Source organism: Carboxydothermus hydrogenoformans Z-2901 (assembly GCF_000012865.1).
GTDB lineage: Bacteria > Bacillota > Z-2901 > Carboxydothermales > Carboxydothermaceae > Carboxydothermus > Carboxydothermus hydrogenoformans.
Genome location: NC_007503.1, coordinates 1,255,527 through 1,280,571 on the forward strand (window position 1 = coordinate 1,255,527; position 25,045 = coordinate 1,280,571).

The following is a 25,045-nucleotide window of genomic DNA, read 5'->3' on the forward strand; positions in this document are numbered from 1 at the left end:
GTGAGCGAGGGATTACTTATGAAAGTTGCGATAATTGGTGCCGGTTTAGCGGGACTTGCTACTGCTTTTCAATTAGACAGGTATAAAATACCTTACATAGTTTTTGACCGTCGCTATCAGCCGGGCGATCCTACCCCTCACATTGCGGTAAGTTTAAAAGTTATAAACCGCCCTGTTAAAGATATTGTAAGCTATTTTTATAAAAAATATGATTTACCCCTTGTCCCTTATCGAAAAATTACAAAAATATTGATGAATTCACCAGGAAACTTTGCAACAGTTCGCGGCAGTAATCTGGGCTATTTTTGGCTGAGAGGACATTTTCACAACTCTTTAGAAAACCAGCTATTGAGGTTAATCAAGGGAGAAGTAAGATTTAAATCACCCCAGGATCCAGAACATTTAAAAGATGCTTTTTCTCACGTAGTTGTTGCTACCGGTAGTCCGATTATCGCTAATTCTTATGGTATATTTCATAAATTGTTTGACGGATGGGTCATAGGCTCGAATATTTCAGGGAATTTTGATCCAGAAGAGTTAGTAATGTGGATTGATACCGACTATGCCAAAAACGGCTATGCTTATTTAACCCCCTTTGATACAAAAAACGCTTCCTTATGCCTCGCCATAAACGACATAACAGAAAATCAGCTCAGCCACTACTGGCAGGTTTTTTGGCAAAAAGAAAAATTACCCTATAAAATTATCGAAACTTTTACGGTAAATCACATCGTGGGCTACCTTACTACAAATCAGCTTAATAATATTTATTTTACCGGCGGGGCTGGAGGATTAATCGAGCCTTTCTTGGGTTTTGGTATTTTTTATTCAATTATTTCAGGTATTTTAGTTGCAAAAGCCATCAAAGAAAATTTATCCTATGATACATTATTAAATCCCATAAAGCAAGCGGTTCGGCAGTTCGATATTCTTCGCATCGGTCTAAATAAATTAAACAACAACTCCTTTGACTTTTTAACAGGATTACTTTCTTTTAGACCTTTAAATTATCTTCTCTATCACCTGCCCTTTGATTCCGTAAAATTGATAAGTTACCTGTTTGCTAAAGGAGGTTTAAAACGTTGAAGGTAGCTATCGTTGGTGGAGGATTTGCTGGACTTTTAACAGCCTGCCTGCTGGAAAAAAAGAAAATAGATTATCTTCTTTTTGAAGAAAAGCGAATTTGGGGAAAAAGCTTTTCTTATCCCGCCCTTATTTTAAAAAGGGATTATCAAAAATTACCTAAAAACATTAAAAAACTTTTACCAAAACCAAGTAGTTTTGCTTCTAACGCCCAGGTCTTCTGGCACGGAAACATAGGGCAGGGACTTGAAAATAAGCTTATTTCTTATCTTCCCAGCAAAAAAGTAAAGCTTTTTTCTCCCGTTGACATTCTTTCTTTAAAAAATAAATTTGATCTTATAATTAACGCAACTGGAAATCCGTTAAACACCCGCAAGGTAGGCCTTTGGCAGGATTGGGGAACTATGCACTTTCGAGCCGGCTTTTACACCACATTAATGAATCCCCCAAAAAAATTCTTTAAAAAAATTCCCGGAAACCATCCAGGATTTATCTTAAATATGCCGATAGATCGGCAAAGTGGCGTTTTAGTGATGGGAATTCAAGGTATAACATTCCGCACCTTACCTTTTTACTGGGATTTTGTACTTGTCAAAGATAGTTTTAACGTACACTTTGTGGAAATTAATGATTGGATGCAAAATTTTGGTTTGGCAAGGCCTTTTAATTTCCAAAATATTTTTTTCGTAGGCTTATCAGGGATATCATCTCCCCAGTGGTATCGTAACGATTATTTTGCAATACTGTCGGTTTTAAAAGCATTAAATTTTTTGTTGTAGCTTTTTATTTTTTGTCAGGAACAAGAAGAAAACAAAAAGAAGCGGAATTAATACAGAAAAAATTAAAGTAAAATACGTTAATTCTCCCAAGTAGCTAAAATATTTTCCCATATTCTCAAAACCGTAAATCGCAGAAATTAAGGCCAAAACGCTTAAAGGTAGAATATGAAGTTCTGCTTTCTTAACATTTATTACGGCTTTGAACAGTTCGGCTAACCCCAGATATAAAAAGGTTAGCTTTAAAACCCCACCAATTGACCACACCCCTAACATGACACTATCCAAATGTTTTAAAAAATCAGCGATATTGACTATCCTAACCATTTCTAAAGCTACCAGTTCCATTTTGGCCGCACATTTGACCCCAAACACCGCTACCCCCAATACTCCTCCAAAAAGGGCAATACAAATAAAAAAATAACCCACCACAAGCAAGCGAAATAATTTTTCCGGCTTACTATAAAAATTTATCGCAAAAAACCACAATAGCAACGTATCACCAAAAAAATTAATAATTTCAATACTACCTTTGATTACGGGGAATATTCCCCTAAGTAAAAACGGCTTAAAATTTCCAAAATCCGCCTTTGTTAATGCATAACCAGCAACAAGAATTAGGGCGAATATCCCAAAGGGAGTTAAAATTTCTGTGGCCCGGGCCATTGTTTCGGTACCAGATAAGACCCCGTAGAAAATAACCAACTGCATTAAAATTCCAATTACTAAAAGCGGTGTCTGGGGTAAAAATACCTTCACTAATTCTAAAAATTCTCTATACACGGTAATAATTAAAATAAAATAAAGATAAAAATAAGCAAAAAGGATTGCTTTACCAAGTGTTCCTCTTTTTTTTAAGTAACTTGTTAAATTATCAGGGTAAATTTTACATCCGATATAAGCATAAATCCATGCCAGAAAAACACTAAAAATAAAAGCCAAAATTATTGATAGCCAAGCATCGGGACCAACTTCCTTGGCGATTACGCTTGGCATAAAAATATCAATCGCTGATAATATCAGGATAAACTGAATAAAAAGTAGCTGGATTCCGGTAATTTTCATTTTATCTTCCCTCCTGGCATATTTTAACCAAATCCAGGAGGATTTTTGCATACAGGTGTCGAAATTTGGAATTTGAGGTGATTTAAATGCCCGAACCGGTCCAAATTAAAGGAACTCCCAAAGGATTACTGGTAATGTTAAACAGCCAGGATTTTGCTCTTCTAAAAGCATCCTTAATAGAAAAAATGGAAAAAGCCAAAGGTTTTTTTAAAGGTGCAAAATATACAATTATGTACAATGACGATATTAGTTTAACCAATGCCGAAAAAGAAGAATTAGAAGCCATCTGCAACCGTTATGGTTTAATCGCCGAATCTTTTTCCCTACCTATGTCTAAAACCGGTGAACTTTTAAAGAATATCGCCACTTCTTTAGAAACAGTAGAGGGAGAAGAATGTGAAATCGTACTTAAAAACTTTCGTAGCGGCCAAACTTATTTCAGTAATAAATCTCTTCTCATCCTTGGCGACGTTAATCCGGGTGCCGAGATTATATCGCACGGAAATATCATTGTCTGGGGAAGCCTGCGGGGAATTGCTCATGCCGGTTATCCCAATAATGAAAAAGCCCAGGTTATCGCAATAAACCTGGTACCAGCACAAATCCGCATAGGAAAATTCGTTACCAGAGCTCAAGAAAATCCTGGTAATCGACCCTATCCCGAAAAAGCAAGGGTAGAGGATGGCCAGGTAATTATTGAAAAATATTAAAAAGCTATGAAATTTAAAAACCAAAAAAGCCCGATTAAGGTTTTAGCATCTTTTATTTTGTTACTGTGTAAAAGCTCCTTTATTTTATCAATTTCTATAAAAACAGTTTTAACGATCTCATCCTCATCCGGACGAGGATCAGTTTTTTGTAATTCCTTAGCCAGATAAAGATACATTACCTCGTTGGAAAATCCCGGTGTAGTATAAAAGGTGGTTAAGTGCTGCAGCTTTTTTGCTATAAATCCCGTTTCCTCAAGTAATTCCCGATAGGCCGTTACTTCTGGAGCTTCATTTTTATTTAATTTTCCGGCCGGAAGTTCTAAAAGCCGTTCTTTAACCGGGTAGCGATACTGTTCCACAAAAACAATTTTGTTTTCAAAAATAGGAATAATTGTTACAGCACCCGGATGCAGTACCACTTCCCGGGTAGATATTTTCCCGTTTTCCAAAAGAACTTCATCTTTAACTACGGTTAAGATATTACCTTTAAAAAGACAGTTAGACTTTATAGTTTTTTCCATTTTTTTGCCTCCTTATTTTATTAATTTAAGAACCGCAAGGGAAGCTAACTGCACCAAATCCTCAATTTCCAGGTAAAGACGTGCCCGAGCGTCAAATAAAATATTAGCATTGGCCGGAAATTCTTCATCTTCCGCCCAAAAAACAAAAAATAAATCAACCTTGGGAAAGACCTTTAATTGAAAGGAAATATCTCCTTTATTATAAAACTTTGCCCCAAGCTTTTTGGCCTTTTCCTCTAATAAATTTGGCGCCTGGCCAAAGGTTTTTATAAGTAAATTTACAGTCCGTTTTCGAAAGGGCTCTAAATACAATAAACCGTCCTTTAATTCTGCAAATCCAACCCAGGTGCCCAAAGGCGGTAGGTCTATGGCTTTGGTTAAATAATGCAACACTAAAATTTTTTCTTGAATTGAAATTTCCGGAATAAATTCAGCTTCGGGCCAAGTAATGGTAACCTTATCATTAAAATACGGCAAAAAAATTTTTTTATCCTGTAATTCAGCTCCGGCATTTTTCACAAGAAGTTCCGGATTACTTTTGACATATTTTTCCCGTGCAATTTCTAAAGTAAGATCCAAGCGATAAGGTACCCCCATTTTTACCCACTCCCTTTTTTCCTATATTATAACATAAAAAAATAACCACCTTTTGGTGGTTATATAGCTTTTGCTTTTCTGGGCATTCCTGATTTTTTCTGTTTTTGTGAAATAAAACTCAAACCCATTTCTTCTTCGATATCCATTATTCTGACAAGTAAATTTAATCTTTCTTCATTTTCGGCAACAGCCCACCGATCCAAAAGACGCGTTCTTAAACTTCTCAATTTATCGCTTTTGCGCATATTTTTCTACCCTCCTGTGAAAGTCCTCACATTTACTTTTTATATTAAACATTATACTTAAAATTCCTGCAAGAATGGTTAAATTTTTTTAAAAATTTTATTATTTTATAATGAATTTTTTAAGAAGGATTTTGGCTTAAGACGCCGTATATAGATATCTTATGGGGTATTCTCTAAAATCCAGCTGCAGGAAGGAATGGTTTTATGAATGCACCAGTTATTGGAATTGCTCGAACCCTAAACTATTATGCTTATTATCCTTTTTGGCAGGGTTTTTTTGACAGCTTAAATTTAAAAACCGTTGTTTCTTCACCAACTACAAAAGAAATTTTAGACCAAGGGGTAAAAGACGCCTTGGCCGAAGCATGCCTTCCAATTAAGCTTTTTTTTGGACATATAGCAACTTTAAAAACAAAAGTGGATTATCTTTTTATTCCGAGAATAGTAAATTTAAACAGGAAAACTGTTTACTGTCCTAAATTTCTTGGACTTCCGGATATGATTAAATATTCTTATGAAAATCTTCCTCCGGTTATCGACATCCGGGTGGATAACCGTAATTTAAAAGATAGTTTACTAATCTCATCCTTAAAATTGGCTTCATTCTTTGGATTTTCAAAGTTACAGGGTTTTAAAGCGTATCGGGAAGGAATCAGGCGGCAAAACCTTTACGAAAATTTACTTCAAAAAGGTTACCTGCCGGTAAATGAAGTTAACGTTAATTCACCAAAATTATTCTCTGTAAAATCATCGTTTAAAATTGCTTTACTGGGTTACCCCTATCTCGTCTACGATAATTATGTAAATCTTAAAATTTTAGAATTTCTACATAAAAACAACGTTCAGGTTCTAACTGCCGAACAGGTACCCTGGCCGATTAGAAACAAATATGCCCCTTTTACAAATAAAAAGCGCCTTTTCTGGACTTTTAGCGATAGAGTATTAAGTAGTTTTCAGTATTTTTTAAAAAATGTCCCCGACTTAAAAGGTATTATTCATTTAACAGCCTTCGGTTGCGGTCCCGATTTTATCGTCGACCGTATAATGGAAATAGACGCTGGAGAGCAGCAAATTCCCTATTTAACTTTAACCATAGATGAGCATACTGGAGAAGCAGGACTCGTAACCCGAGTGGAAGCATTCTTAGACATGATAAAGCGTAAATCCCGGTAAGAGGTGATGGAATGAAAACTCTAAGAATTACTTTCCCTTACATGGGAAACTATGTCCACGCTTTTCGCGGGTTGTTAGAAGATTTGGGTTATGAAGTGGTAATGCCAGTAAAACCTTCCAAGCGAACCTTAGATTTAGGAGTTAAATATGCACCGGAGTTTTCCTGCCTTCCCTACAAAATTGTACTTGGTACCTACTTGGAAACACTACCAAAAGGCGTTGACCGCATTGTTACCAGCGGTGGTGTCGGGCCCTGTCGAGCCGGTTTGTATGCCAGCCTGCACGAAAAGATTTTAAAAAAAATGGGTTATAACGTTGAATTTATTGTGTTGGAGCCACCACTTGTTGATTTAAAAGGTTTTTACAAGACGGTACAGAAGTTAAATTACAAAAACTACTCTTTATGGTACATATATAAAGCAATTAAACGAAATTGGCGGAAAATAAAGGCACTGGATACCATTGAACAAAAAGCCTTATTTTTAAGACCCCGGGAACTTAAAAAAGGTAGTGTTTCAGCAAAGTACAAAGAAGTCCTGCAGTATGTCATAAATGCCTATTCCGAAAAGGAAATTGATGAAGCGGAACAAGAAGCTTTAAAACAGTTGGATAAAATTCCCGTGGATTTAGAAAAATTAGTGGTTAAAGTCGGAATGGTGGGCGAAATTTACGTTTTACTTGAACCAAGCAGTAACTTTGAAATTGAAGAAACCATCGGCCACTTAGGGGCGGAAGTTAAGCGTTCTATGTTTTTAACCGGGTGGACCCGGGATAATACCTTACCCGGAAAAAGCGAAGAGTTAGTCAGTGTTAAAGCCGCAGCAAAACCTTATCTTCCAGAATTAATCGGTGGCCACGGTCAGGATTCGATTGGAAACGCCATTCTTTATATAAAACAAGGATTTGATGGCTTAATTCAACTTGCTCCTTTCACCTGTATTCCGGAAATTGTGGCCCGAACCATCTTAACCAAAATTAGTCAAGAACATAATTTCCCGATTTTAACCTTTTTCTTGGACGAGCAAACGGGCAAAGCCGGAATGGAAACCCGTTTAGAAGCATTTATTGACCTTTTAAAAAGAAAAAAACTTCAAAAACTTAGCAAAAGCTAAAGGGGGCAAGATAAATGGACCTATATCTTGGAATTGATGTGGGCTCGGTAAGTACAAATCTTGTTTTAATTGATGAAGAAAATAACGTTCATGAAAGCTTATATTTAAGGACCAGAGGACAACCAATTCGAGTAATAAAGGAAGGAATGCAAATCCTTAAAGAAAAATATGAAAATAAAGTAACAATAAAAGGAGTTGGTACTACAGGAAGCGGTCGCTATTTAGCCGGCGTTATCGTTGGTGCCGATATAGTTAAAAATGAAATTACGGCTCATGCCATAGCTACCACCACTTTTGTCCCCGAGGTCCAGACAATAATTGAAATAGGCGGACAGGACTCAAAAATAATCATCATCCGGGATGGCGTAGTAACTGATTTTGCTATGAATACCGTTTGCGCTGCTGGTACCGGTTCTTTCTTGGACCAGCAGGCGTCCCGTTTAAATATTCCCATTGAACAGTTTGGCGAATTAGCCTTAAAATCTACCGTCCCGGTGCGTATCGCCGGTCGCTGTACGGTATTTGCCGAATCGGATATGATCCATAAACAGCAATTAGGATACAAAATCGAAGATATCATCAATGGATTATGTGAAGCTTTAGTAAGAAACTACTTAAACAACGTTGGGAAAAATAAAGAAATCCTTCCTCCCATCGTTTTCCAGGGAGGTGTTGCCGCCAACCGTGGTATTCGGGAGGCGTTTGCCCGCGCTTTAGGGCAGGACATTATCGTACCAAAACATTATAATGTTATGGGAGCAATAGGAGCTGCCATTTTAGCCAGGGAAGCAACCAACGGGCAAAAAACCAACTTTAAAGGTTTTGCCATTGCCGATTATAATTACGAAACTCGCAGCTTTGAATGCACTTACTGCCCCAACCATTGCGAAATCGCCGAAATTTCCGAGGAAGGAAAAGTTATTGGTCGTTGGGGAGGTCGTTGCCCGCGCTGGGAGGTAATTTAGGTAAAACCACTGTAAATTTTGCCCCCCCTTCGGGATTATTCCGGGCAAAGATTTGCCCCCCATGGGCTTCCACAATCGATTTCGTTATGGCCAATCCAAGCCCGAAGCCTTTACTGCTTCGGGCTTTATCTACTTTATAAAACCTTTCAAATATTTTTTCCAAATCTTGCTCCGGAATCCCTGGACCGGAATCCTTGACGTGTATTTGGTAATCTTTTTCCCCTTCAATAACTTCAAACTTTACCTTACCTCCTGCTGGAGTGAATTTCAAGGCATTGCTTAAGAGATTTCCTACCACTCGTAAAAGCTTGCTTCTATCGCCAACAACCTTTCCATCCTGAACATTTACTTCCAGCTCAAGTTCGATTCCTTTTTCGAAAAATTGGGTTTTAAATGCATTAAAACAATCCTGGGCAAAATTAGCTAAATCTATTTTTTCAAATTTTAGTTTTTCTCTCCCCTCTTCAATACTGGCTAAATCTAAAAGCTCATTTGCCATAGCTTTTAGTCTTTCTGCTTCCTGTAAAATATTTTTTAAGTGCTCTTCTCGTATTTTTTCATCTGTTACTATACCATCTAAAAGTGCCTCGGTATAGCCCTGTATAATAGTTAAAGGAGTTCGTAACTCGTGGGAAACATTTGCCAAAAACTCACGGCGATTTTGTTCTCTTTTATTATAAGCAATTATATATTTTTCTAACTGAGCAGCCATTTGGTTTATCGTTTGGACTATGTCCCCCAACTCATCCTTACCTTGATAGGAAATCCGGTGACTAAAATCTCTATTGGCAATTTTTTGGGCGGCAGTTTTGATTTGCACCAGCGGTTTTGTAATGGACGTGGATAACCAAAAGGCCAAAATCGTTGCCAAAATAATCCCGATAATTGTGGAAAAAATATTAATTTTAATTAACTCAAAAAAATTACCACTAATTTCTTTAACCGGTGCCTGAAGTAAAATGGCAAATAACACTCGATCTTGTAATATCACTGGAACTCCCGTAAATAAAACATCCTGTTTTAATAACTTACTCTCTACTCTAACCGCAACTTTTTTCCCGGAAAGTAAATTTTTTACCAGCTCCTGCGGAATAATATCGGCAGCCCACATTTGACAGCTATTTTGGGGAAAACCGGCACGACCGGTACAAATTATTACTCTACCTACAGCATCGGTCAATGTAATATTAGCATTTAAATAGCTTCCCATAATCTCCATTTGATGAAATATTTTTTCTATATCTCTTTCGGCCACTATATATTCGGCAAGTTTTTCACCCGCTCGAAATAAGTTTTCCTGTTGCTGCGAAAAATATTTTTGCCCCATATAAATAGTAGTAGTCCATAAAATAGAACTGGTGGCGGCAACCACCAGCAATACTAATGCAAGCCAAAATTTTAATTTAAGAGAATTAATCACCGTTTTTCACCTCAAACTTGTAACCTACCCCCCAAACAGTTTTGATATAGGAAGCTGCCTCTTGCAACTTTTCCCGCAAACGGGTAACGTGAGTATCAACCGTTCGGGCTTCGCCAAAATAATCATATCCCCAAACATTGGCAAGCAACTGTTCCCGCGAAAGAGCTTTCCCTCGATTAGTAACCAAATATAAAAGAAGATCAAACTCTAAGGGTGTTAGCACTACTTCTTCTCCATTAACCTTTACTTCTCTGGCCTCCGGATGAATTTCTAAAATACCCTGCTTTATAACCGAACTCGCCTCTTTTTCTGGGATACCAGAACTCCTCCGTAAAACCGCTTTTACCCGGGCAACCACTTCCCTCGGACTAAAAGGTTTTACCACATAATCGTCAGCACCAATTTCTAAGCCTAAAATTTTGTCAATCTCTTCTCCCCGCGCGGTCAGCATGATTATAGGAACCAACGAGGTTTTACGTATTTCTTTGGCAATCTCCATCCCATCAATCTCCGGAAGCATCAAATCAAGAATAATTAAATCTATTTTATGCTCGGAAAAACGCTTTAATGCCTCTTTTCCATCCTGGGCTTCCAAAACCAGAAAACCTTCCTTTTCAAGATAAAGCCGCAATACTTCCCGGATTTTTTCTTCATCATCCACCAGAAGTATTGTTTTCATTTTATTTAAAACCTCCCTTTCACCAACTTCTGCTTTCATTATAACATAATCCGGATATTATTTACCTCAGTTTCTCTTCCACGGAATTTCTAATATTTTCCTTCTGTTTAAAAGTCCAGGACATTCTGGTAATGGTTTACAAAAAATCTATTGTCTTTTTGTTCGATACCAATAAAATCAACTCGCGGTTGCAGATGATACAGAAAATTTTCATGAATATAAACCTTTATTGCTTTTTTTAAGGACGCTTTCTTTTTCTCATTTACCGTTTCTGAGGGAGTACCAAAAGAAATATCCGAACGAAATCTTACCTCAATAAAAACCAGAAACTCACCATCCTGGGCAACAATATCTATTTCCCCACCGCGAATTTGATAATTCCGCGTAAGAATTTTATATCCTTTTTTTCTTAAATACTGTTCCGCCAACTCTTCCCATTTTTGCCCTAACTCTCTTCGATTCATTTTTCCCTCCAGTAGTAAAAAACGGAAAGCCAAAAGGCTTTCCGTTACTTCATGAAAATCATGGCAGCTTGTTGAGCAATTTTAGCCAGCGGAGTTGGGTAAACCCCTAAAACAATTGTTACCGCCATAGTTATTAATAGGGTAAAGTAAATGGAATTGGGAAGAGTTATTGGAGTTTGGTCTTCGGGTTCATCCCGGTATACCACTAAAACCACCCTTAAGTAATAATAGACGGAAACCATGCTCATAATTAAGGCCAACAAAGCAAGCCAACCCCAGTTCTTAATAATGGGGTAGAACAGGTAAAACTTACCGGCAAATCCTGCCAGAGGAGGTATTCCCGCCATAGATAGGAGGGAAACAACCAAAACCGCCGCCATTATTGGAGAACGTTGGGAAAGGCCTGCAAAATCGCGAATTTCTTCCTTTCCGGTTACATTTTCATATACTGTAACTACCGTAAAAGCTCCAATTGTTGCAATAAGATACACACTTAAGTAAAACATTATAGCCTTAAAGCCAGTAAAATCCGTTGCCAAAAATCCAACTAAAATATACCCTGCTTGAGCAATACTGGAGTAGGCCAACATTCTCTTTAAATTGGTTTGGGGAATGGCAACCAAGTTACCTACAACCATTGTTAAAGCGGCCAAGGTTGCCAGTAAACCTACCCAGTGTTCTCTAATTCCCGGAAATGCCAAGTAGAAAAACCTAAAGAAGATGGCAAAAGATGCCGCTTTGGAACCGGTAGCCAAAAAAGCAGTAACCGGTGTCGGAGCTCCTTGATAGACATCAGGAGCCCACATGTGAAAGGGCACCGCCGATATTTTAAAGGCAAAACCGGCAAGAACAAAAACCATAGCCAAAACAAAGGCCGGACTTATTCCATTATTTGTTACAATTGCCGCAATATCCACAATATTTAACGTTCTGGTTAGTCCATAGAACAACGATAAACCGTACAGTAAGATGGCCGAAGAAACACCTGCCAAAATTAAATATTTTATTCCGGCTTCGGCTCCAATTGCCGAATCCCGCCTATAAGCGGCAAGAATAATAAAGGTAATTGTCATTAGCTCCAGACCCAGGTAAAGCGTCAGAAAGTCCGTTGCTGAAACCAAAATCATCATACCCAATACAGCAAACACTGCAAAGACGAAAAATTCACTGTAATAACCGATCTTTTCCATATATCTTGGAGCAATGGCTGTAACAAAAACACCAGCTAACAAAGACAAAGCTTTAAAGAAAATAGCAACTTTGTCAACCTGATACATTCCTTCAATTGCCATTCCGGTATGTTTCCAGGCAATGGGCATGTAAAGGAAGATTCCCAATAAACCAATAGTGGTAAGATAGCCTATACCTTTTTGCAGATTGCGGGGGGTAATTAAAGCTAATACAAAGAGCAATATCCCCAGGGATAAAACTAAAATTTCCGGAATCAGCAAGAGATAATTGATATTAACACTCATTTAAAACTTCCCCCCTATCGCCATTGTTGCACCAAGTTTGGCCAGGATAGGAGCGACACCGCTATTAACCATATCCATGATTAAAAACGGTAGCACGCCACCAGCAACTAAGACAAAACCTAAAACGACCAAAGGAACCAGTTCGGCACCTTTAATATCTTTTAAGTGGTCATACTCTTCCCGACGAGGACCAAAGAGGGAATAAGCCAAGGCACGTAATACATAAAGAGCAGTTATGATAACCCCGGCAATAGCAATTACCGCCAGGAACTTAGGAATCATTGCTTCGTTTTTCCAGATTCCAACAAAAACCGTAAATTCCGGTACAAAGCTAATTAACCCCGGTAGTCCGAGGGAAGCCATACCGGCCATAACTAAGCCTATAGCTAACTTAGGCGTTTGATGGGCAAGGCCACCTAAGTCAGGTATATAGCGGGTATGAGTTTTTTCGTAAACAAAACCGATCATCGAGAAGAACAGAGCCGCCATCACACCATGGGCAAACATATTGGCAACAGCCCCGTTTATTCCAATGATGTTTAATGAGGCGATTCCCAAAAGCACGTATCCCATGTGACTTACCGAAGAGTAACCGACAACGTATTTTAAATCCTTTTGAGCTAAGGCAATTAAAGCCGCATAGGCAACGTTAACCGTTGCCAGGATCGCAATAATCGGCGCCCAGTATTTTGCACCTTCTGGAAGTAAATAAAGAGCAATCCTGATCAAGCCGTAACCACCTATCTTTTTCAAGACCCCGGCGTGAATCATCGATACTGCCGTTGGTGCTCCGGCATAACCATCGGGCGACCAGGAATGAAATGGCCACATCGATAAAAGAGAACCAAAGCCAAAGAGTAAAAAGGGAAAGATTGTTATTTGAAAATCTTTGGGAAAAGCAACTTTTCCTAATGCTTCAATATTCATTGTTGGATAACCCAGCAAATCGCTGCTCTTTACAAAAATTGATATTAAACCAAAAAGGAGAAAGGCACTACCTATTAAAAGGTAAATAGTAAGCTTCATACCGGCATATTCTTTTGTAACTCGCTTGGAACTTCCCCAAATCACAACCATGATATAAATTGGAATAACCACAACTTCGTAGAACAGCAAGAAGATAAACAAATCCTGAGCTATAAAGGTACCCATAACACCGGCAATTAATAGTAAAAACAGCACGAAAAATTCTTTGGGCCGGTTATTCACATTCCAGGATGCAAAGATAGCTGCAAATCCAAGAAGATTGGTTAACAGTAACATCGGTAAACTCAAACCATCTACCCCGAGGTAAAATTGAACCCCTAAATCCGGAACCCAATTATACTTTTCGACAAACTGAAAGCCGCCCTTGGATAAATCGTAGCTGAAAAAGGCAAATACTGATAAAAACAAAGCTACAAACATGGCAAAAGCTGCCACTGATTTAATCGCCTTGTGTTCATCTTTGGGAATAAAGGCAATAACTAATGCCCCAATGATCGGCGCCAAAAGGGTTGCAGTCAGTAATGGAAAATGCATTATTTCCCACCTCCCAAGAATAGCGATGCAAAGGAGGCATCACCAAAAGCAAAGTATAAAGTGATGACAACAATTACCATAAATATTACTAAGGCATAAGTTTGCAAATTTCCGGTGGTTGTATAACGCAGTACCGCTCCGGAACCACGGGTAATTGCCCCTATACCATTAACAATTCCATCAACGATATATAGGTCAAACCAGTATAAAATTTTCCCCATGCCGTCCACAACCATTTGGTTAAACCAGAGGTAGATTTCATCAATGTAATATTTGTTGTAAGAAAGCTTATAAAGAACCCCAAATTTTTCGGCAACTTTATCCGGGTCAATAGCTTTTTTCAGGTACATTAAATAGGCAAGATAGATACCGGCCAAAGCCACCAAAACCGATACTCCCATTAAAACATAATCCGGTTCAGCATGGTGAAACTCACCCATTCTCACCCAGTAGCCAAACCCTTTTTCTAACCAGGGAAGCCCGACCCAACCCCCTACAATGGAAAAGAATGCTAATATTAACAAAGGTAAACGCATATTCCAGGGAGCTTCATGCGGATGATTCTCAGGCTTTTCCGGTCCAAAAAATGCGGTAAAGACCTGTCTAAACATATAAAACGCAGTCAAAAAGGCAGTTACCAGCGCTAACCAAAAAAGCGGCGTATAAATACCCGGAGCTTCATGGGCTGCTTCTTTAACTACAAGTAAAATCTCATCCTTACTCCAGAATCCGGCAAGAGGTGGTATTCCGGCAATGGCTAAAGCCCCTATGACAAAGGTCCATGTAGTCCAGGGCATCTTTTTATACAAACCACCCATTTCGTGAATATGGGCTTTTCCGTGAAGTGCATGAAGAACTGACCCGGCACCCAGGAACATTAAAGCTTTAAAGTAAGCATGGGTCATTAAATGAAACATGGAAGCGGTTAAGCTTGCTGCCCCTAAAGCTAACATCATGTACCCAAGCTGGCTTATGGTAGAATAAGCAAGAATTCGCTTCATTTCCGTTTGGGTTAAAGCAATGGTTGCGGCAAAAAAGGCTGTAAAACCACCAATTATCGCCACAACATGCATCGCGGTAGGTACGGCTTTAAAGAGGAAAAGGATTCGACCTACCAGGTAAACACCTGCCACAACCATGGTGGCCGCGTGAATTAAAGCACTAACAGGTGTGGGACCTTCCATAGCATCGGGAAGCCAGACGTGTAGCGGAAACTGGCCGGATTTACCAATTGGACCCAAGAATAAAACAACCAAAACCAAGGTTAAGGTTCCCGCTGAAACATAATTCTGGAAGTTAACGGCTTTTTCCGCAAGTTCGGGAATGTTTAAGGTTCCAAAAATAAGTTGCAGAGACAATAAACCGATCAATAAACCAAAGTCCCCTACCCGGGTGGTTATAAAAGCCTTTTTAGCAGCTTCCCGGGCGGAATCTTTGTAAAACCAGAAACCAATGAGCAGATATGAACAAAGACCTACTAATTCCCAGAAAACAAACATCTGCAGCAAGTTACTCGATAAAACAAGCCCCAACATTGATGCCGCAAACAACGAAAGATAAGCATAAAAACTCGAAAATCCCGGGTCTCCTTCCATGTAACCGAGGGAGTAAATTTGTACCAGTGAGGCAACCAGGGTAACTACCCACAGCATCATAGCCGAGGTAGGATCAAGCATAATCCCCACATCTATCCTAAGACCCGGCATGGAAAACCAGCGGGTTGAATAAACCATGGATTTCTCAATTAATTCGGGTTGAGTATAAACACCATATACTACCGCTACGGCTAAAACAAAGGAGGTAAGAATCATTAAAATGGAAAAGGTTGAACTTGCTTTGGGCCATGGCCATAGCAAAAGGGCTATCACCGCAAACGAAATTGCCGGGAGGAGCGGAATTAACCATGCATTGTGCATTGCAAACTCTACCATTTTTTCACCTACCCTTCAATAGCTACCATTTTAAGAAATTAAATTCATCCAGGGAAATAGTTTCTTTATTTCTGTACATAGATATTACTATACCAAGACCTACCCCAACTTCTGCAGCAGCAACCGCAATTACAAAAAGGGCCATTAACTGTCCGTAAAAACCATCAACACCTATATATTTGTTTATGGCAATTAAATTTAAATTTACGGCATTTAACATTATCTCCGTTGATACCAGTACTGTAATAGCATTTTTCTTGGAAAGAACGCCAAATAGGCCAATTGCAAACAACACCGCACTTAAAAGCATGTAATGGGCTAAGGTAATCATTTCTGCGGCTTCACCTCCAGAGCCAAGATAATGGCACCAATAAGAGCCACTAAAAGCAAGACTGCCGCAACTTCAAAGGGAATTACAAACTTCCCAAACATTAAATCAGCCAGTTTATTAATGGCCATCGGATCAACTAAAGGACGTTCGGCTAAGTTCCAGGGGGTTTTAACAACTACCCAGGATAATCCTATAAAAACCAAGAAGCTGATAATTGCTCCGGGGATGGTTAAGCGGTTAAAAAGGTTGGTTTCGTGTAAATCACTTCTTTTGGTTAACATCACCGCAAAAACGACCATTATTGAGACCGCACCCGCATAAACCACCAGCTGAACTCCTGCGAGAAAACCCGCATCTAACATAAGGTAAGTTACTGCCATCAAGACAAAAGTTGCAGCTAAAAAAAGCACGCTGTGAACAATGTTACGCATAAAGACAACCCCTAAAGCCGAGAAAATAAGTAAGAAAGCTACAATGGCAAAGGCTATAACCTCTCCATTAAGCATTTTCGCTCCCCTCCCCGGTCGTTATCTCCTCTCTTTTAAAAAGAGTTAATTTTATGTCTTCTATCCGGTACTTTGCTAATTCGTATTCCTGATTAAAAACAAGAGCATTAGTGGGACAGGCTTCAACACAAAGACCACAAAAGAGGCAGTATTTCATCTCCATTTCGTAGGAAGCAAGTTTTCGCTTGTTGTTTTCATCTTTAATGCTCCCCACTTTGATTACTTTATTTGGGCAAGCCTGCTGGCATAACCCGCAAGCAATACATTTTTCACTGTGGAGGGTAAATGAACCATGAAACCTTGGAGGCAGTTTTTCCTTGTGTTCCGGATATTCTAAAGTCACCGGTTTTTTCCATAATTCCTTAAAAGTAATTGCAAGTCCCTTTAATAAACCAGTACCATTTAACTTTGTCATTTTTATCACCACCTAATCATCCGGTAAAGATACAATCCAAAGCCCGTAATAAAAATATTGGCTAACGAGACCGGTAAAAGGAATTTCCAGGCAAAATTTAACATCTGGTCTATCCGGATCCGCAAGAAAGTCCAGCGGGTCCACATGTAAAGTGTAATCACAAAGTACATTTTGATGATAAACCAGAGCCAGGAAGGGATAAATGTCCATCCAAAGGGAGCATTCCACCCGCCTAAGAACAGGGTAGTAACCATTATTGCCCCAATCATGAAATTGGTATACTCAGCCAAGAAGAAAAGTGCAAAGTTCATGCCGCTGTATTCGGTATAAGGTCCGGAGATAATTTCCGATTCCCCTTCCACCAGGTCAAAAGGTGTTCTTTTAAACTCCGCATTTACGGCAATGAAGTATATTAAGAAACCAACCGGTTGTAAAAAGATAAACCAAACCTTTTGCTGTGCTGCAACGATATCGGAAAGCTTCATCGACCCCGCCATCATCACTACGCTTAACATTGCTAAAATTACGGGCATTTCATAGCTCAACATCTGGGCAACAGAGCGCATTGCTCCCAAAAGCGAATATTTATTATTAGACGACCAACCTGCCATCCACAAAACAATGGTTTCAACGGAAGTAATTGCCACAAGATATAAAACCCCGAGATTTAAGTCGTAGGGTACCATTCCCTTACCAAAAGGAATTACTAAAAATAGCATAACGGGAATGGTAAATATTAAAACCGGAGCTAAGAGGTACGGCCAGCGGTCAACGTTATTTGGAATAAAGATTTCTTTCGCAAATAACTTCACGGTATCGGCAACCGTTTGGAAAATTCCCCGGGGTCCAACCCGGTTAGGACCTAAGCGAGCCTGTACCCAGGCACCAAACTTCCGGTCATAGTAAATTAAAAATAAGGCGTTTAGGAATAAAAACGCTAAAACACCCACTACCGCCAGTAACATTAAAAAAACATCGGTTACCAACGGTACAAAATGTTGACTTTCCAGCCATGTTCTTAAACCCTTAGCCATTCCTACAAATAAATTTTCACCCATAGACTCTCTCCCCTACTGTTAAATTAACAGTCCACATCACCCAAAACAACATCAATACTTGCAAAAATGGTGATAAAGTCCGCCAATTTAGTTCCGATTAATAATTCCTTTAACATCCCAATATTGATAAATGAAGGTCTTCTTACATGCATCCGGTAAGGCTTGGTTGAACCATCACTCACCACATAGTAACCAAGAATCCCTTTGGGAGCTTCTACTTCGTGGTAAACCTCCCCTACCGGCGGTTTTATAACCTTTGGCACCTTGGCCATGATAGGACCTTCCGGAATCATCTCCAGAGCTTGTTCAATTATTTTTACCGATTGCCTGATTTCTGCCAACCTAAGATAAAAACGGTCCCAGCAGTCACCGTTAGCCCCAGTAGGTATATCAAATTCAAAACGGTCATATACGCTGTAGGGCCGATTTTTTCTTAAATCAAACTTATAGCCAGAAGCCCTTAAATTTACACCACCCCATCCCCAGGCTAACGCTTTTTCAACGGAAACCGGTGCAAGCCCTTTAGTTCTGGCAAGAAAAATCTCATTTCCCGCCAAAAGTCCTTCTTCTTCATCAACCCCATCCAGGATTTTGGGCAGGTATTCCTTTGCTTTTTCAATAAATCCTTCGGGAAGATCGTCGGCTACTCCACCTATCCGCATAAAGCTAAAGGTCATGCGGGAGCCAGTCAGCATTTCCAAAAGTTCTAACACTAACTCCCGGTCCCTGAAGGGATACATCCAGCCGGTATAACTTCCCATATCCAAAGACATACTGGCTAAAAAAACGTGGTGGCTGGCAATCCGAGATAGCTCTGTAGCAATAACCCGGATAAATTCAGCTCGTTCCGGGACTTCAATTCCCATAAGTTTTTCAATAGCCTGCACATATCCTAAATTGTAGGACATCGCACCAAGATAATCCATACGGTCGGTATAGGGAATTACCTGGGTATAAGTACGATCTTCCGCTAATTTTTCAATTCCACGATGCAAGTAACCAACCACTGGTTCGGCATCGACAATGGTTTCACCGTCTAACTTTAAGATAATCCGAAACACCCCGTGGGTGCTTGGGTGCTGCGGACCAACGTTTATTGATATTTCCTGGGTTTTTAGCATTTAAATCCACCTCTACCTGTTGGATTGAACCTTATAATCCTTTCTTAAGGGAAAACCTTCAAAATCCTCGCCTAAAAACACCCGGGTCAAATGGGGATGATTTTCAAAAACAATCCCCATTAAATCATAAACCTCCCGCTCCTGCCAGTCAGCAGCTGGCCAGATGGAAAAAGCTGAAGGTATCCGGGGATTTTCTCTGTTAACGCTTGTTTTTACGGTAATAATGTCATAGTTGTTTAAAAAAGATTCCACGTGGTATACAATTTCAAATCTTTCCGGCGGATAATCAACGGCAGTTAAATTGGTTAAAAGTTCAAAACCCATATCTTTAATTTCCCGCAAAACGTTTAATATTTCATCCTTGTTTTTCACAATAATAGCATCTTTATTTAATTCCACATCGTACTTTCCATGCAAACGGTCATAAACCTCATTAACGTTCATTATCTTTTCACCACCCGGGGATTTTGAATCTTTCTTTTAAGTTCTAACCAGCCATAAAGAAGGGCTTCAGGCCTTGGAGGACAACCAGGTATATAAACATCCACCGGTAAAAAGGTATTTGCCCCGGGGACAACATGATAAGAATCAACAAACGGTCCGCCGGATATAGCACAGCTTCCCATCGCAATGACATATTTCGGCTCCGCCATCTGCTCGTACAACCGTAATACCAGAGGCTGCATCTTTTTGGTGATTGTACCTGCAACAATCATTAAATCCGCATGTCGCGGGGAGGGTCGCCAAACTTCATATCCAAAACGTGAAAAATCATACTTTGGTCCCCCAGCTGCCATAACTTCAATAGCACAGCAGGCAAGACCAAAGGTTAACGGCCAGAGGGAATTACCCCGAGCCCAGTTAAATACTGCATCCAAAGTAGTGAGAAAGACGTTCTTCCCAATTAATTTTTCTTCTTCGCTTTGAATAGTTTTTATTTCCATTCTAACGCCCCTTCCTTCCAGGCATACCACAAGCCTAAAACTAAGATTCCAATAAATATTACCATTTCAACAAAGGCAAACAAGCCTAAAACATTAAAACGGACAGCCCACGGGTAAAGAAATATTGTCTCCACATCAAACAAAACAAATACCAAAGCATACATAAAATAATTCCCTTTAAACTGCACCCAGGTCGGTCCAATAGTTTCCAGTCCGCATTCATAAGTCTCCCGCTTTATGAGAGACTTACTTTTGGGTGACAGTAAGTAATTTAAAACTAAAATAATTATGGATAAGAAGAAACCCGTGAGAAAAAAGATTAAAATAGCACCTTTTGGGCTTAGCACCCCTTTCCCTCCTTCCCTTTTATTGTTTATATAAAAAATACATAATACACCCATTTAATTATATTCAACATAAACATCGCTTATACCTTTTCAAACAGCTTTAATTGTCCATAAAAACTTTTTATAGGTTCAAAACTTTTACGATGAATCGGTGAAGGGCCTAAAAGCTCTAAAGCTTCCCGGTGTTCTCTTGTTAAGTACCCTTTATTTTTTTTAAAGCCGTAACCGGGAAAATCTTTATCGTACTGTTCCATAATTTTATCCCTGATAACTTTTGCCAAAATCGACGCACAAGCAACGGCAAACGAAATCTCATCGGCCTTAACCATGGATACCTGTTTACCCGAAAATCCAGTAAGCTTCAGGGCATCCAAAATTAACGCTTCGGGTTTTATACTTAAACTATCGAGGGCAGCTTTAAAGGCAAATTTTGTCGCTTGGTAGATGTTTAACCGGTCAATTAAGTCCGGCCCTACCACTGCCACAGACCAATCGGTTACCAAATTGATGATTTCCTCAAAAAGTTTTTCCCGTTTTTTCGACGAGAGTTTTTTAGAATCGTCAACTTCGGGAATATAAATCCCCGGTTTAATTACCACAATAGCAGCCACCACGGGCCCCGCTACTGGGCCGCGACCAGCTTCATCGCCCCCAGCAACCAGTTCATAACCGGAAGAAAATAGCTGGTTTTCAATTTGCAGATTAAAAGGTAAATTATTGTCTAATGTTTTCATAACCAAGGTAATATTCGCTATTTTATCGAATTTTCCCTGCAAAATTAAATTAATTTTAAAGTAATTTTAAAGTTATATTTTTCACATTTAATCCAGTGTATATTTACCTAAGAGGCCCTGACGAAATTCTTTTAAAATTACCAAAGCTACTTTTTGGTAATCAATTTCCTCTCCCCGTAAAAATAAGCCTCTTCTACGCCCAATTTTTTCATAAATTTCATTGAGATTTTCCGAACCGTTTAAGTTAAATCTATTAAAAAATTCCGGTTTACGATAAGTGCACAGTATTTTTAATAGCCAATTGGCAACTTCAATAACCGGTAATACTTCGTCACTTATGGAACCAGTGGCGCCTAACTTTAAGCCAACTTCCATATCTCCCAATTTCGGCCATAAAACTCCTGGAGTATCCATTAATTCCAGTTTATCGGAAAGTTTAATCCATTGTACACCTCTTGTCACCCCCGGTTTGGCACCGGTTTTTACCGAACGCTTTAATAACCGATTGATAACGGTTGATTTACCTACATTGGGAATCCCAACCACCATTCCCCGTAATGGCCTGGGGCGAAGCCCTTTTCCGGACCACTTTTCTTTATACTGTCCGTAAACTTTTTCGATAATGTTCCAGACCTCTTTTAAACCGCCTGTTGCTTTCGATTCAACCAAACAGTAATAAACTCCTTCTGGCCAGGGAAGTTTTTTTAAAATTTCTTCGGTTTTTTCGACATCGGCCAGATCTTTTTTATTGAACAAAACAATTCTTGGTTTATTTTTGCATATTTCTTCAATATCGGGATTTTTACTGGACAAAGGAATACGAGCATCTCTTATCTCCAAAACTACATCCACAAGTTTTACCTGAGCAAGTAAGGCTTTTTTTGTTTTGAACATGTGACCAGGGTACCAATTTATCATCAAAAAGGCTTCTCCCTTCTTAAAAATTTACAAATTTACCTACAATGAAAAAAGGGACGAATCCTCGTCCCTTTTTATCGCCGCTCAGCAATTCTGGCAGCTTTACCCGTGAGCTTTCTTAAGTAGTAAAGTCTTGCCCTTCTTACCTTACCACGGCGGATAACTTCAATTTTTTCAATTCGCGGGGAGTGTAAGGGAAATGTCCGCTCAACGCCAATACCGTAAGAAACCCGGCGAACGGTGAATGTGGCACTTAATCCAGAGCCTCTTTTCCTTATAACAACTCCCTCATAGGGCTGGATTCTTTCCCGGTTACCTTCAATAACTTTAAAGTAAACTTTTACAGTATCACCGGGACGAAACTCAGGAAGGTCTTTTCGTAACTGTTCTTCTTCCAAAGATTTTAGTAAATCCATTACTTTTTCCCTCCTTCCGGCACGTTCATGGAGCCCCTGTCCAGCGGAACGTTTGGTAAGCGTAAAAATTATAACATTTATTTCTTGGCCATGCAATAGCCTTATTTACAAAACCATTCTTCCCCCAAAAGGCGGTCTAAAATAATAGCTACAGCGCTTCTAACACTTAAATGGTTATAATCGGTAGGTCCGTATATCGGTTCTAAAATATAGGTAGCACTTTCCATAACCTCTCGGACCAGTCCCCACCCGGTACCAAAAAGTAAAAGGTACGGATTTTCGTCATCCTTAATCTTTTTCCTTAAAAAATTATAACTCACCGTGTTGGGATATAAGCGCGCATCAGTGCTTACAGTTAATGGTTTTTTCCCTTCAATTTTTTCAATATCAAGCATTACATCTTCTAAACTATCAACTAATTTTACAATACGAAACGCTTCCTTACGGTCGGGATTATAACTGGCCCCGTAGCCCTCCTGCCAAAAGTTCAACACTTTGTTTATTAATTGCTTCATGGTAGAGGAAGGATGCACAATATAATAATTTTTTATACCATACGTCCGCGAAGAACGCGCAATGTCATGGATATCAAGATTGGTAACCGATGTAGTAACAACTTCCAAATGCTTATTATAAACCGGGTGATGAACAAGGGCCAGGTAAACATTGCCCAAACCTATTCGCTCCTTTCTGGAATCTCATCGATTAACATCGCCAATTCAAAAAAGCCCTGCCATAAAAGAATTTTTTCTTCTTTGGTAAGCCCCCTTACTTTTAGTAAATCCCGGCGCCGAAAAAGAGTATTTAGAAGGGATTGTTTTTTTCGCCATAAATCTATTTTTTTATGATTACCCGAAAGCAAGACCTCCGGAACTTCCAGTCCTCGGAAATTACGAGGACGGGTATAGTGAGGATACTCTAAGAGCTGGTCACTAAAACTTTCCTCCTCGGCCGATACTTCATCACCCAATACTCCGGGAACCAAACGAGCCACCGCATCGATAATTACCATAGCGGCAATTTCACCGCCGGTTAATATGTAATCACCAATCGAAATTTCTTCATCAACAATTAACTGGCGAACTCGCTCGTCAATACCTTCATAGTGACCGCAAATAAAAATTAAATGTTCCTTTTGGGAAAGCTCCCGGGCAAGCTTTTGATTAAATTTTCTTCCTTGGGGTGAAAGCATGATGGTAAATGAATTGTTCTTGGGAATTGCTTCGTATGCCTTAATTATAGGTTCAACTTTCATGACCATACCGGCACCACCACCGTAAGGTTTATCATCGGCCTGGTGATGCCGGTCAGTAGTAAAATCGCGAATATTAATGTAGTTTATTGTTATTATCCCTTTTTCTTGGGCCTTTTTTAAAATACTGCTGTTAAGGGGTCCGTAAAACATTTCAGGAAAAAGAGTTAAGATATCTATTTTCATTATTTTTTTTCCTCCAACATCCCCGGCAAAAGTTCAACCTTGATAAAACCTTCAGGTAAATTTACTTCTTTAACGAATACCTTAATAAAAGGCAGGAGCAATTCTTTATCATGGATGGTATCAATAACCAACAAATCATTAGCGGGATTTTTTAAAACCGTACGAACTACCCCTATTTTCTGGTAATTTAAATCATAAACGGTAAGGCCTTTTAATTGAAAAAGGTAAAACTCATTTTCTTTAAGCTGGACAATTTCGTTTTTTGGGATTTTCAGGTAACCAAAGATTAACTTATTTGCCTCTTTAATATCATTAATTTCCATAAATTTTACCAAAATTCGCTCGGCCTGTAATTGCACCTCTTCGATACGCAGGGGAAAAATCTCATCTTCTTTTTCCCAAAATACCCTTTCGGTATTTAAAAACCGCTGAGGATGATCGGTTAAGGGTTCTACTTTTACCCATCCCTCAATCCCAAAGGTTCCAAGAACGTAGCCTATAGCAATTAAATTATTCATTTCCCATCACCTTTTAAAAAAAAGGGGCAAAAAGCCCCTTTTTATACTATCTCTAAGATTACTTTCTTTTTTTCTTTCGAAGCTGCAGCCTTAACCAGTGTTCGTAAAGCTTTAGCAATTCTACCTTGCTTACCAATAATTTTTCCCACATCTTGAGGTGCAACTTTTAATTCAATTAAGATTGCTTTTTCGCCTTCGGCAACGGTTACTACCACTTCATCCGGATTATCAACCAATGATTTTGCTAAAACCTCAACTAATCTTTTCATAAGTCCACCTCTCGGTGTCTATTTTTGCTGAAATTTTTGTAAAACCCCGGCTTTTCTAAAAAGAGCGCGGGCAGTTTCGGTTAGCTGGGCACCTTTTTTAAGCCAGTCCAGAGCTTTTTCTTCGTTAATAACTACTGCCGCCGGCTGCTTCACCGGATCATAATAACCAATCTCATCAATAACGCGGCCATCCCGCGGCGAACGGGCATCGGCCACTACCACCCGATAAAAGGGATTATTCTTTGCCCCCATTCTTTTCAAGCGTATTTTTACTGCCATTATTTCACCTCCCT

32 protein-coding genes are annotated in these 25,045 nt (G+C 39.2%); 6 read left to right on the forward strand and 26 right to left on the reverse strand.

The features are described 5' to 3' along the window. The first annotated feature begins 18 nt into the window (after positions 1-18). Together CHY_RS06520 and CHY_RS06525 are read left to right on the forward strand one after the other, a co-directional pair. Complete coding sequence (locus CHY_RS06520) at positions 19-1,086, forward strand: NAD(P)/FAD-dependent oxidoreductase (protein WP_011344309.1); 1,068 nt, start codon at positions 19-21, stop codon at positions 1,084-1,086. Continuing rightward, positions 1,083-1,862: an NAD(P)-binding protein gene (locus CHY_RS06525; RefSeq protein WP_011344310.1), complete on the forward strand. Its 780-nt coding sequence runs from the start codon at positions 1,083-1,085 to the stop codon at positions 1,860-1,862. The genes CHY_RS06520 and CHY_RS06525 overlap by 4 nt, the downstream gene beginning before the upstream one ends. Here CHY_RS06525 and CHY_RS06530 read toward each other — a convergent pair. Beyond that, the gene (locus tag CHY_RS06530; protein WP_011344311.1) at positions 1,845-2,924 is read right to left on the reverse strand and encodes a GerAB/ArcD/ProY family transporter; all 1,080 of its coding nucleotides are present in this window, start codon (positions 2,922-2,924) and stop codon (positions 1,845-1,847) included. The genes CHY_RS06525 and CHY_RS06530 overlap by 18 nt on opposite strands. Before the next feature lie 86 nt (positions 2,925-3,010). Between CHY_RS06530 and minC the strand changes: the two genes are divergently transcribed. Then, positions 3,011-3,634, forward strand: a complete 624-nt coding sequence (minC, locus tag CHY_RS06535; protein WP_011344312.1) for a septum site-determining protein MinC — start codon at positions 3,011-3,013, stop codon at positions 3,632-3,634. Here the strand turns inward: minC and CHY_RS06540 are convergent. The 3 genes from CHY_RS06540 to CHY_RS06550 are packed head-to-tail and all read right to left on the reverse strand — an operon-like array spanning position 3,631 to position 4,997. Next, the gene (locus CHY_RS06540) at positions 3,631-4,155 is read right to left on the reverse strand and encodes an NUDIX domain-containing protein (RefSeq protein WP_011344313.1); all 525 of its coding nucleotides are present in this window, start codon (positions 4,153-4,155) and stop codon (positions 3,631-3,633) included. The two genes, minC and CHY_RS06540, sit on opposite strands and share 4 nt — an antisense overlap. 12 nt (positions 4,156-4,167) lie before the next feature. After that, entirely contained in the window at positions 4,168-4,752 is a 585-nt protein-coding gene (locus tag CHY_RS06545) for a DUF3786 domain-containing protein (RefSeq protein ID WP_011344314.1), read from the reverse strand. A gap of 59 nt (positions 4,753-4,811) precedes the next feature. After that, a complete protein-coding gene (locus CHY_RS06550; protein WP_011344315.1) occupies positions 4,812-4,997 on the reverse strand; it encodes a hypothetical protein in 186 nt (61 codons plus the stop codon). Between the two features lie 204 nt (positions 4,998-5,201). Here CHY_RS06550 and CHY_RS06555 point away from each other — a divergent pair, with 204 nt between their 5' ends. The 3 genes from CHY_RS06555 to CHY_RS06565 are packed head-to-tail and all read left to right on the forward strand — an operon-like array spanning position 5,202 to position 8,247. Next, the gene (locus CHY_RS06555; RefSeq protein WP_011344316.1) at positions 5,202-6,170 is read left to right on the forward strand and encodes an acyl-CoA dehydratase activase-related protein; all 969 of its coding nucleotides are present in this window, start codon (positions 5,202-5,204) and stop codon (positions 6,168-6,170) included. 11 nt (positions 6,171-6,181) lie between these two features. After that, positions 6,182-7,282 (forward strand): acyl-CoA dehydratase activase-related protein, encoded by a 1,101-nt coding sequence (locus CHY_RS06560; protein ID WP_011344317.1) that lies wholly within the window; start codon positions 6,182-6,184, stop codon positions 7,280-7,282. 14 nt (positions 7,283-7,296) lie between these two features. Continuing rightward, positions 7,297-8,247, forward strand: coding sequence for an acyl-CoA dehydratase activase (locus CHY_RS06565; protein ID WP_011344318.1), 951 nt, complete (start codon positions 7,297-7,299; stop codon positions 8,245-8,247). Here the strand turns inward: CHY_RS06565 and CHY_RS06570 are convergent. The 22 genes from CHY_RS06570 to rpsP all read right to left on the reverse strand — a co-directional run bounded on the left by CHY_RS06570 (position 8,201) and on the right by rpsP (position 25,031). Then, on the reverse strand, positions 8,201-9,667 hold the full coding sequence (locus CHY_RS06570; RefSeq protein ID WP_011344319.1) for a sensor histidine kinase: 1,467 nt from the start codon (positions 9,665-9,667) through the stop codon (positions 8,201-8,203). The two genes, CHY_RS06565 and CHY_RS06570, sit on opposite strands and share 47 nt — an antisense overlap. Next, entirely contained in the window at positions 9,660-10,346 is a 687-nt protein-coding gene (locus CHY_RS06575; RefSeq protein WP_011344320.1) for a response regulator transcription factor, read from the reverse strand. The genes CHY_RS06570 and CHY_RS06575 overlap by 8 nt, the downstream gene beginning before the upstream one ends. Before the next feature lie 107 nt (positions 10,347-10,453). Next, positions 10,454-10,810: a YraN family protein gene (locus CHY_RS06580; protein WP_011344321.1), complete on the reverse strand. Its 357-nt coding sequence runs from the start codon at positions 10,808-10,810 to the stop codon at positions 10,454-10,456. Between the two features lie 44 nt (positions 10,811-10,854). After that, a complete protein-coding gene (locus CHY_RS06585) occupies positions 10,855-12,285 on the reverse strand; it encodes an NADH-quinone oxidoreductase subunit N (RefSeq protein WP_011344322.1) in 1,431 nt (476 codons plus the stop codon). Continuing rightward, on the reverse strand, positions 12,286-13,806 hold the full coding sequence (locus CHY_RS06590; RefSeq protein WP_011344323.1) for a complex I subunit 4 family protein: 1,521 nt from the start codon (positions 13,804-13,806) through the stop codon (positions 12,286-12,288). After that, positions 13,806-15,737, reverse strand: coding sequence for an NADH-quinone oxidoreductase subunit L (gene nuoL / locus CHY_RS06595; RefSeq protein WP_011344324.1), 1,932 nt, complete (start codon positions 15,735-15,737; stop codon positions 13,806-13,808). The genes CHY_RS06590 and nuoL overlap by 1 nt, the downstream gene beginning before the upstream one ends. Positions 15,738-15,759: 22 nt before the next feature. Beyond that, positions 15,760-16,068 carry an NADH-quinone oxidoreductase subunit NuoK gene (gene nuoK / locus CHY_RS06600; RefSeq protein ID WP_011344325.1) on the reverse strand — a complete coding sequence of 103 codons (309 nt, stop codon included), beginning with the start codon at positions 16,066-16,068 and terminating at the stop codon, positions 15,760-15,762. Further along, positions 16,065-16,574, reverse strand: a complete 510-nt coding sequence (locus CHY_RS06605) for an NADH-quinone oxidoreductase subunit J family protein (RefSeq protein ID WP_011344326.1) — start codon at positions 16,572-16,574, stop codon at positions 16,065-16,067. The genes nuoK and CHY_RS06605 overlap by 4 nt, the downstream gene beginning before the upstream one ends. Beyond that, a complete protein-coding gene (locus CHY_RS06610) occupies positions 16,567-16,989 on the reverse strand; it encodes a NuoI/complex I 23 kDa subunit family protein (RefSeq protein ID WP_011344327.1) in 423 nt (140 codons plus the stop codon). Before CHY_RS06610 ends, CHY_RS06605 begins: the two co-directional genes overlap by 8 nt. A 5-nt stretch (positions 16,990-16,994) precedes the next feature. Beyond that, positions 16,995-18,047, reverse strand: a complete 1,053-nt coding sequence (gene nuoH / locus CHY_RS06615; protein ID WP_011344328.1) for an NADH-quinone oxidoreductase subunit NuoH — start codon at positions 18,045-18,047, stop codon at positions 16,995-16,997. A 23-nt stretch (positions 18,048-18,070) separates the two neighbouring features. Beyond that, on the reverse strand, positions 18,071-19,168 hold the full coding sequence (locus CHY_RS06620; RefSeq protein ID WP_011344329.1) for an NADH-quinone oxidoreductase subunit D: 1,098 nt from the start codon (positions 19,166-19,168) through the stop codon (positions 18,071-18,073). A 12-nt stretch (positions 19,169-19,180) separates the two neighbouring features. Next, the gene (locus CHY_RS06625; protein ID WP_011344330.1) at positions 19,181-19,612 is read right to left on the reverse strand and encodes an NADH-quinone oxidoreductase subunit C; all 432 of its coding nucleotides are present in this window, start codon (positions 19,610-19,612) and stop codon (positions 19,181-19,183) included. Then, a complete protein-coding gene (locus tag CHY_RS06630; RefSeq protein ID WP_011344331.1) occupies positions 19,612-20,112 on the reverse strand; it encodes an NADH-quinone oxidoreductase subunit B in 501 nt (166 codons plus the stop codon). The genes CHY_RS06625 and CHY_RS06630 overlap by 1 nt, the downstream gene beginning before the upstream one ends. Next, a complete protein-coding gene (locus tag CHY_RS06635; RefSeq protein WP_409360322.1) occupies positions 20,103-20,402 on the reverse strand; it encodes an NADH-quinone oxidoreductase subunit A in 300 nt (99 codons plus the stop codon). The genes CHY_RS06630 and CHY_RS06635 overlap by 10 nt, the downstream gene beginning before the upstream one ends. A 137-nt stretch (positions 20,403-20,539) precedes the next feature. Next, positions 20,540-21,193 (reverse strand): ribonuclease HII, encoded by a 654-nt coding sequence (locus tag CHY_RS06640; protein WP_049752085.1) that lies wholly within the window; start codon positions 21,191-21,193, stop codon positions 20,540-20,542. Positions 21,194-21,280: 87 nt separating this feature from the next. Then, entirely contained in the window at positions 21,281-22,111 is an 831-nt protein-coding gene (ylqF, locus tag CHY_RS06645; RefSeq protein WP_011344334.1) for a ribosome biogenesis GTPase YlqF, read from the reverse strand. 74 nt (positions 22,112-22,185) lie between these two features. Next, a complete protein-coding gene (rplS, locus tag CHY_RS06650) occupies positions 22,186-22,527 on the reverse strand; it encodes a 50S ribosomal protein L19 (RefSeq protein WP_011344335.1) in 342 nt (113 codons plus the stop codon). A gap of 101 nt (positions 22,528-22,628) precedes the next feature. Continuing rightward, positions 22,629-23,201, reverse strand: a complete 573-nt coding sequence (locus CHY_RS06655; protein WP_011344336.1) for an RNA methyltransferase — start codon at positions 23,199-23,201, stop codon at positions 22,629-22,631. A 2-nt stretch (positions 23,202-23,203) separates the two neighbouring features. Then, positions 23,204-23,965, reverse strand: coding sequence for a tRNA (guanosine(37)-N1)-methyltransferase TrmD (gene trmD, locus CHY_RS06660; RefSeq protein ID WP_011344337.1), 762 nt, complete (start codon positions 23,963-23,965; stop codon positions 23,204-23,206). Then, complete coding sequence (gene rimM, locus CHY_RS06665; RefSeq protein ID WP_011344338.1) at positions 23,965-24,483, reverse strand: ribosome maturation factor RimM; 519 nt, start codon at positions 24,481-24,483, stop codon at positions 23,965-23,967. Before rimM ends, trmD begins: the two co-directional genes overlap by 1 nt. A 41-nt stretch (positions 24,484-24,524) precedes the next feature. Further along, the gene (locus tag CHY_RS06670) at positions 24,525-24,752 is read right to left on the reverse strand and encodes a KH domain-containing protein (RefSeq protein ID WP_011344339.1); all 228 of its coding nucleotides are present in this window, start codon (positions 24,750-24,752) and stop codon (positions 24,525-24,527) included. Positions 24,753-24,770: 18 nt separating this feature from the next. Continuing rightward, positions 24,771-25,031, reverse strand: a complete 261-nt coding sequence (rpsP, locus tag CHY_RS06675; RefSeq protein WP_011344340.1) for a 30S ribosomal protein S16 — start codon at positions 25,029-25,031, stop codon at positions 24,771-24,773. Between the last annotated feature and the right edge of the window lie 14 nt (positions 25,032-25,045).

Excerpts from the sequence above, each read along its gene's own strand:
- CHY_RS06520 (WP_011344309.1), top strand. The coding sequence starts at position 19 with ATGAAAGTTGCGATAATTGGTGCCGGTTTAGCGGGACTTGCTACTGCT.
- CHY_RS06530 (WP_011344311.1), bottom strand. The coding sequence starts at position 2,924 with ATGAAAATTACCGGAATCCAGCTACTTTTTATTCAGTTTATCCTGATA.
- minC (WP_011344312.1), top strand. The coding sequence starts at position 3,011 with ATGCCCGAACCGGTCCAAATTAAAGGAACTCCCAAAGGATTACTGGTA.
- CHY_RS06540 (WP_011344313.1), bottom strand. The coding sequence starts at position 4,155 with ATGGAAAAAACTATAAAGTCTAACTGTCTTTTTAAAGGTAATATCTTA.
- CHY_RS06545 (WP_011344314.1), bottom strand. The coding sequence starts at position 4,752 with ATGGGGGTACCTTATCGCTTGGATCTTACTTTAGAAATTGCACGGGAA.
- CHY_RS06550 (WP_011344315.1), bottom strand. The coding sequence starts at position 4,997 with ATGCGCAAAAGCGATAAATTGAGAAGTTTAAGAACGCGTCTTTTGGAT.
- CHY_RS06555 (WP_011344316.1), top strand. The coding sequence starts at position 5,202 with ATGAATGCACCAGTTATTGGAATTGCTCGAACCCTAAACTATTATGCT.
- CHY_RS06560 (WP_011344317.1), top strand. The coding sequence starts at position 6,182 with ATGAAAACTCTAAGAATTACTTTCCCTTACATGGGAAACTATGTCCAC.
- CHY_RS06565 (WP_011344318.1), top strand. The coding sequence starts at position 7,297 with ATGGACCTATATCTTGGAATTGATGTGGGCTCGGTAAGTACAAATCTT.
- CHY_RS06575 (WP_011344320.1), bottom strand. The coding sequence starts at position 10,346 with ATGAAAACAATACTTCTGGTGGATGATGAAGAAAAAATCCGGGAAGTA.
- CHY_RS06580 (WP_011344321.1), bottom strand. The coding sequence starts at position 10,810 with ATGAATCGAAGAGAGTTAGGGCAAAAATGGGAAGAGTTGGCGGAACAG.
- CHY_RS06585 (WP_011344322.1), bottom strand. The coding sequence starts at position 12,285 with ATGAGTGTTAATATCAATTATCTCTTGCTGATTCCGGAAATTTTAGTT.
- CHY_RS06590 (WP_011344323.1), bottom strand. The coding sequence starts at position 13,806 with ATGCATTTTCCATTACTGACTGCAACCCTTTTGGCGCCGATCATTGGG.
- nuoL (WP_011344324.1), bottom strand. The coding sequence starts at position 15,737 with ATGGTAGAGTTTGCAATGCACAATGCATGGTTAATTCCGCTCCTCCCG.
- nuoK (WP_011344325.1), bottom strand. The coding sequence starts at position 16,068 with ATGATTACCTTAGCCCATTACATGCTTTTAAGTGCGGTGTTGTTTGCA.
- CHY_RS06605 (WP_011344326.1), bottom strand. The coding sequence starts at position 16,574 with ATGCTTAATGGAGAGGTTATAGCCTTTGCCATTGTAGCTTTCTTACTT.
- CHY_RS06610 (WP_011344327.1), bottom strand. The coding sequence starts at position 16,989 with ATGACAAAGTTAAATGGTACTGGTTTATTAAAGGGACTTGCAATTACT.
- nuoH (WP_011344328.1), bottom strand. The coding sequence starts at position 18,047 with ATGGGTGAAAATTTATTTGTAGGAATGGCTAAGGGTTTAAGAACATGG.
- CHY_RS06620 (WP_011344329.1), bottom strand. The coding sequence starts at position 19,168 with ATGCTAAAAACCCAGGAAATATCAATAAACGTTGGTCCGCAGCACCCA.
- CHY_RS06625 (WP_011344330.1), bottom strand. The coding sequence starts at position 19,612 with ATGAACGTTAATGAGGTTTATGACCGTTTGCATGGAAAGTACGATGTG.
- CHY_RS06630 (WP_011344331.1), bottom strand. The coding sequence starts at position 20,112 with ATGGAAATAAAAACTATTCAAAGCGAAGAAGAAAAATTAATTGGGAAG.
- CHY_RS06640 (WP_049752085.1), bottom strand. The coding sequence starts at position 21,193 with ATGAAAACATTAGACAATAATTTACCTTTTAATCTGCAAATTGAAAAC.
- ylqF (WP_011344334.1), bottom strand. The coding sequence starts at position 22,111 with ATGATAAATTGGTACCCTGGTCACATGTTCAAAACAAAAAAAGCCTTA.
- rplS (WP_011344335.1), bottom strand. The coding sequence starts at position 22,527 with ATGGATTTACTAAAATCTTTGGAAGAAGAACAGTTACGAAAAGACCTT.
- trmD (WP_011344337.1), bottom strand. The coding sequence starts at position 23,965 with ATGAAAATAGATATCTTAACTCTTTTTCCTGAAATGTTTTACGGACCC.
- rimM (WP_011344338.1), bottom strand. The coding sequence starts at position 24,483 with ATGAATAATTTAATTGCTATAGGCTACGTTCTTGGAACCTTTGGGATT.
- CHY_RS06670 (WP_011344339.1), bottom strand. The coding sequence starts at position 24,752 with ATGAAAAGATTAGTTGAGGTTTTAGCAAAATCATTGGTTGATAATCCG.
- rpsP (WP_011344340.1), bottom strand. The coding sequence starts at position 25,031 with ATGGCAGTAAAAATACGCTTGAAAAGAATGGGGGCAAAGAATAATCCC.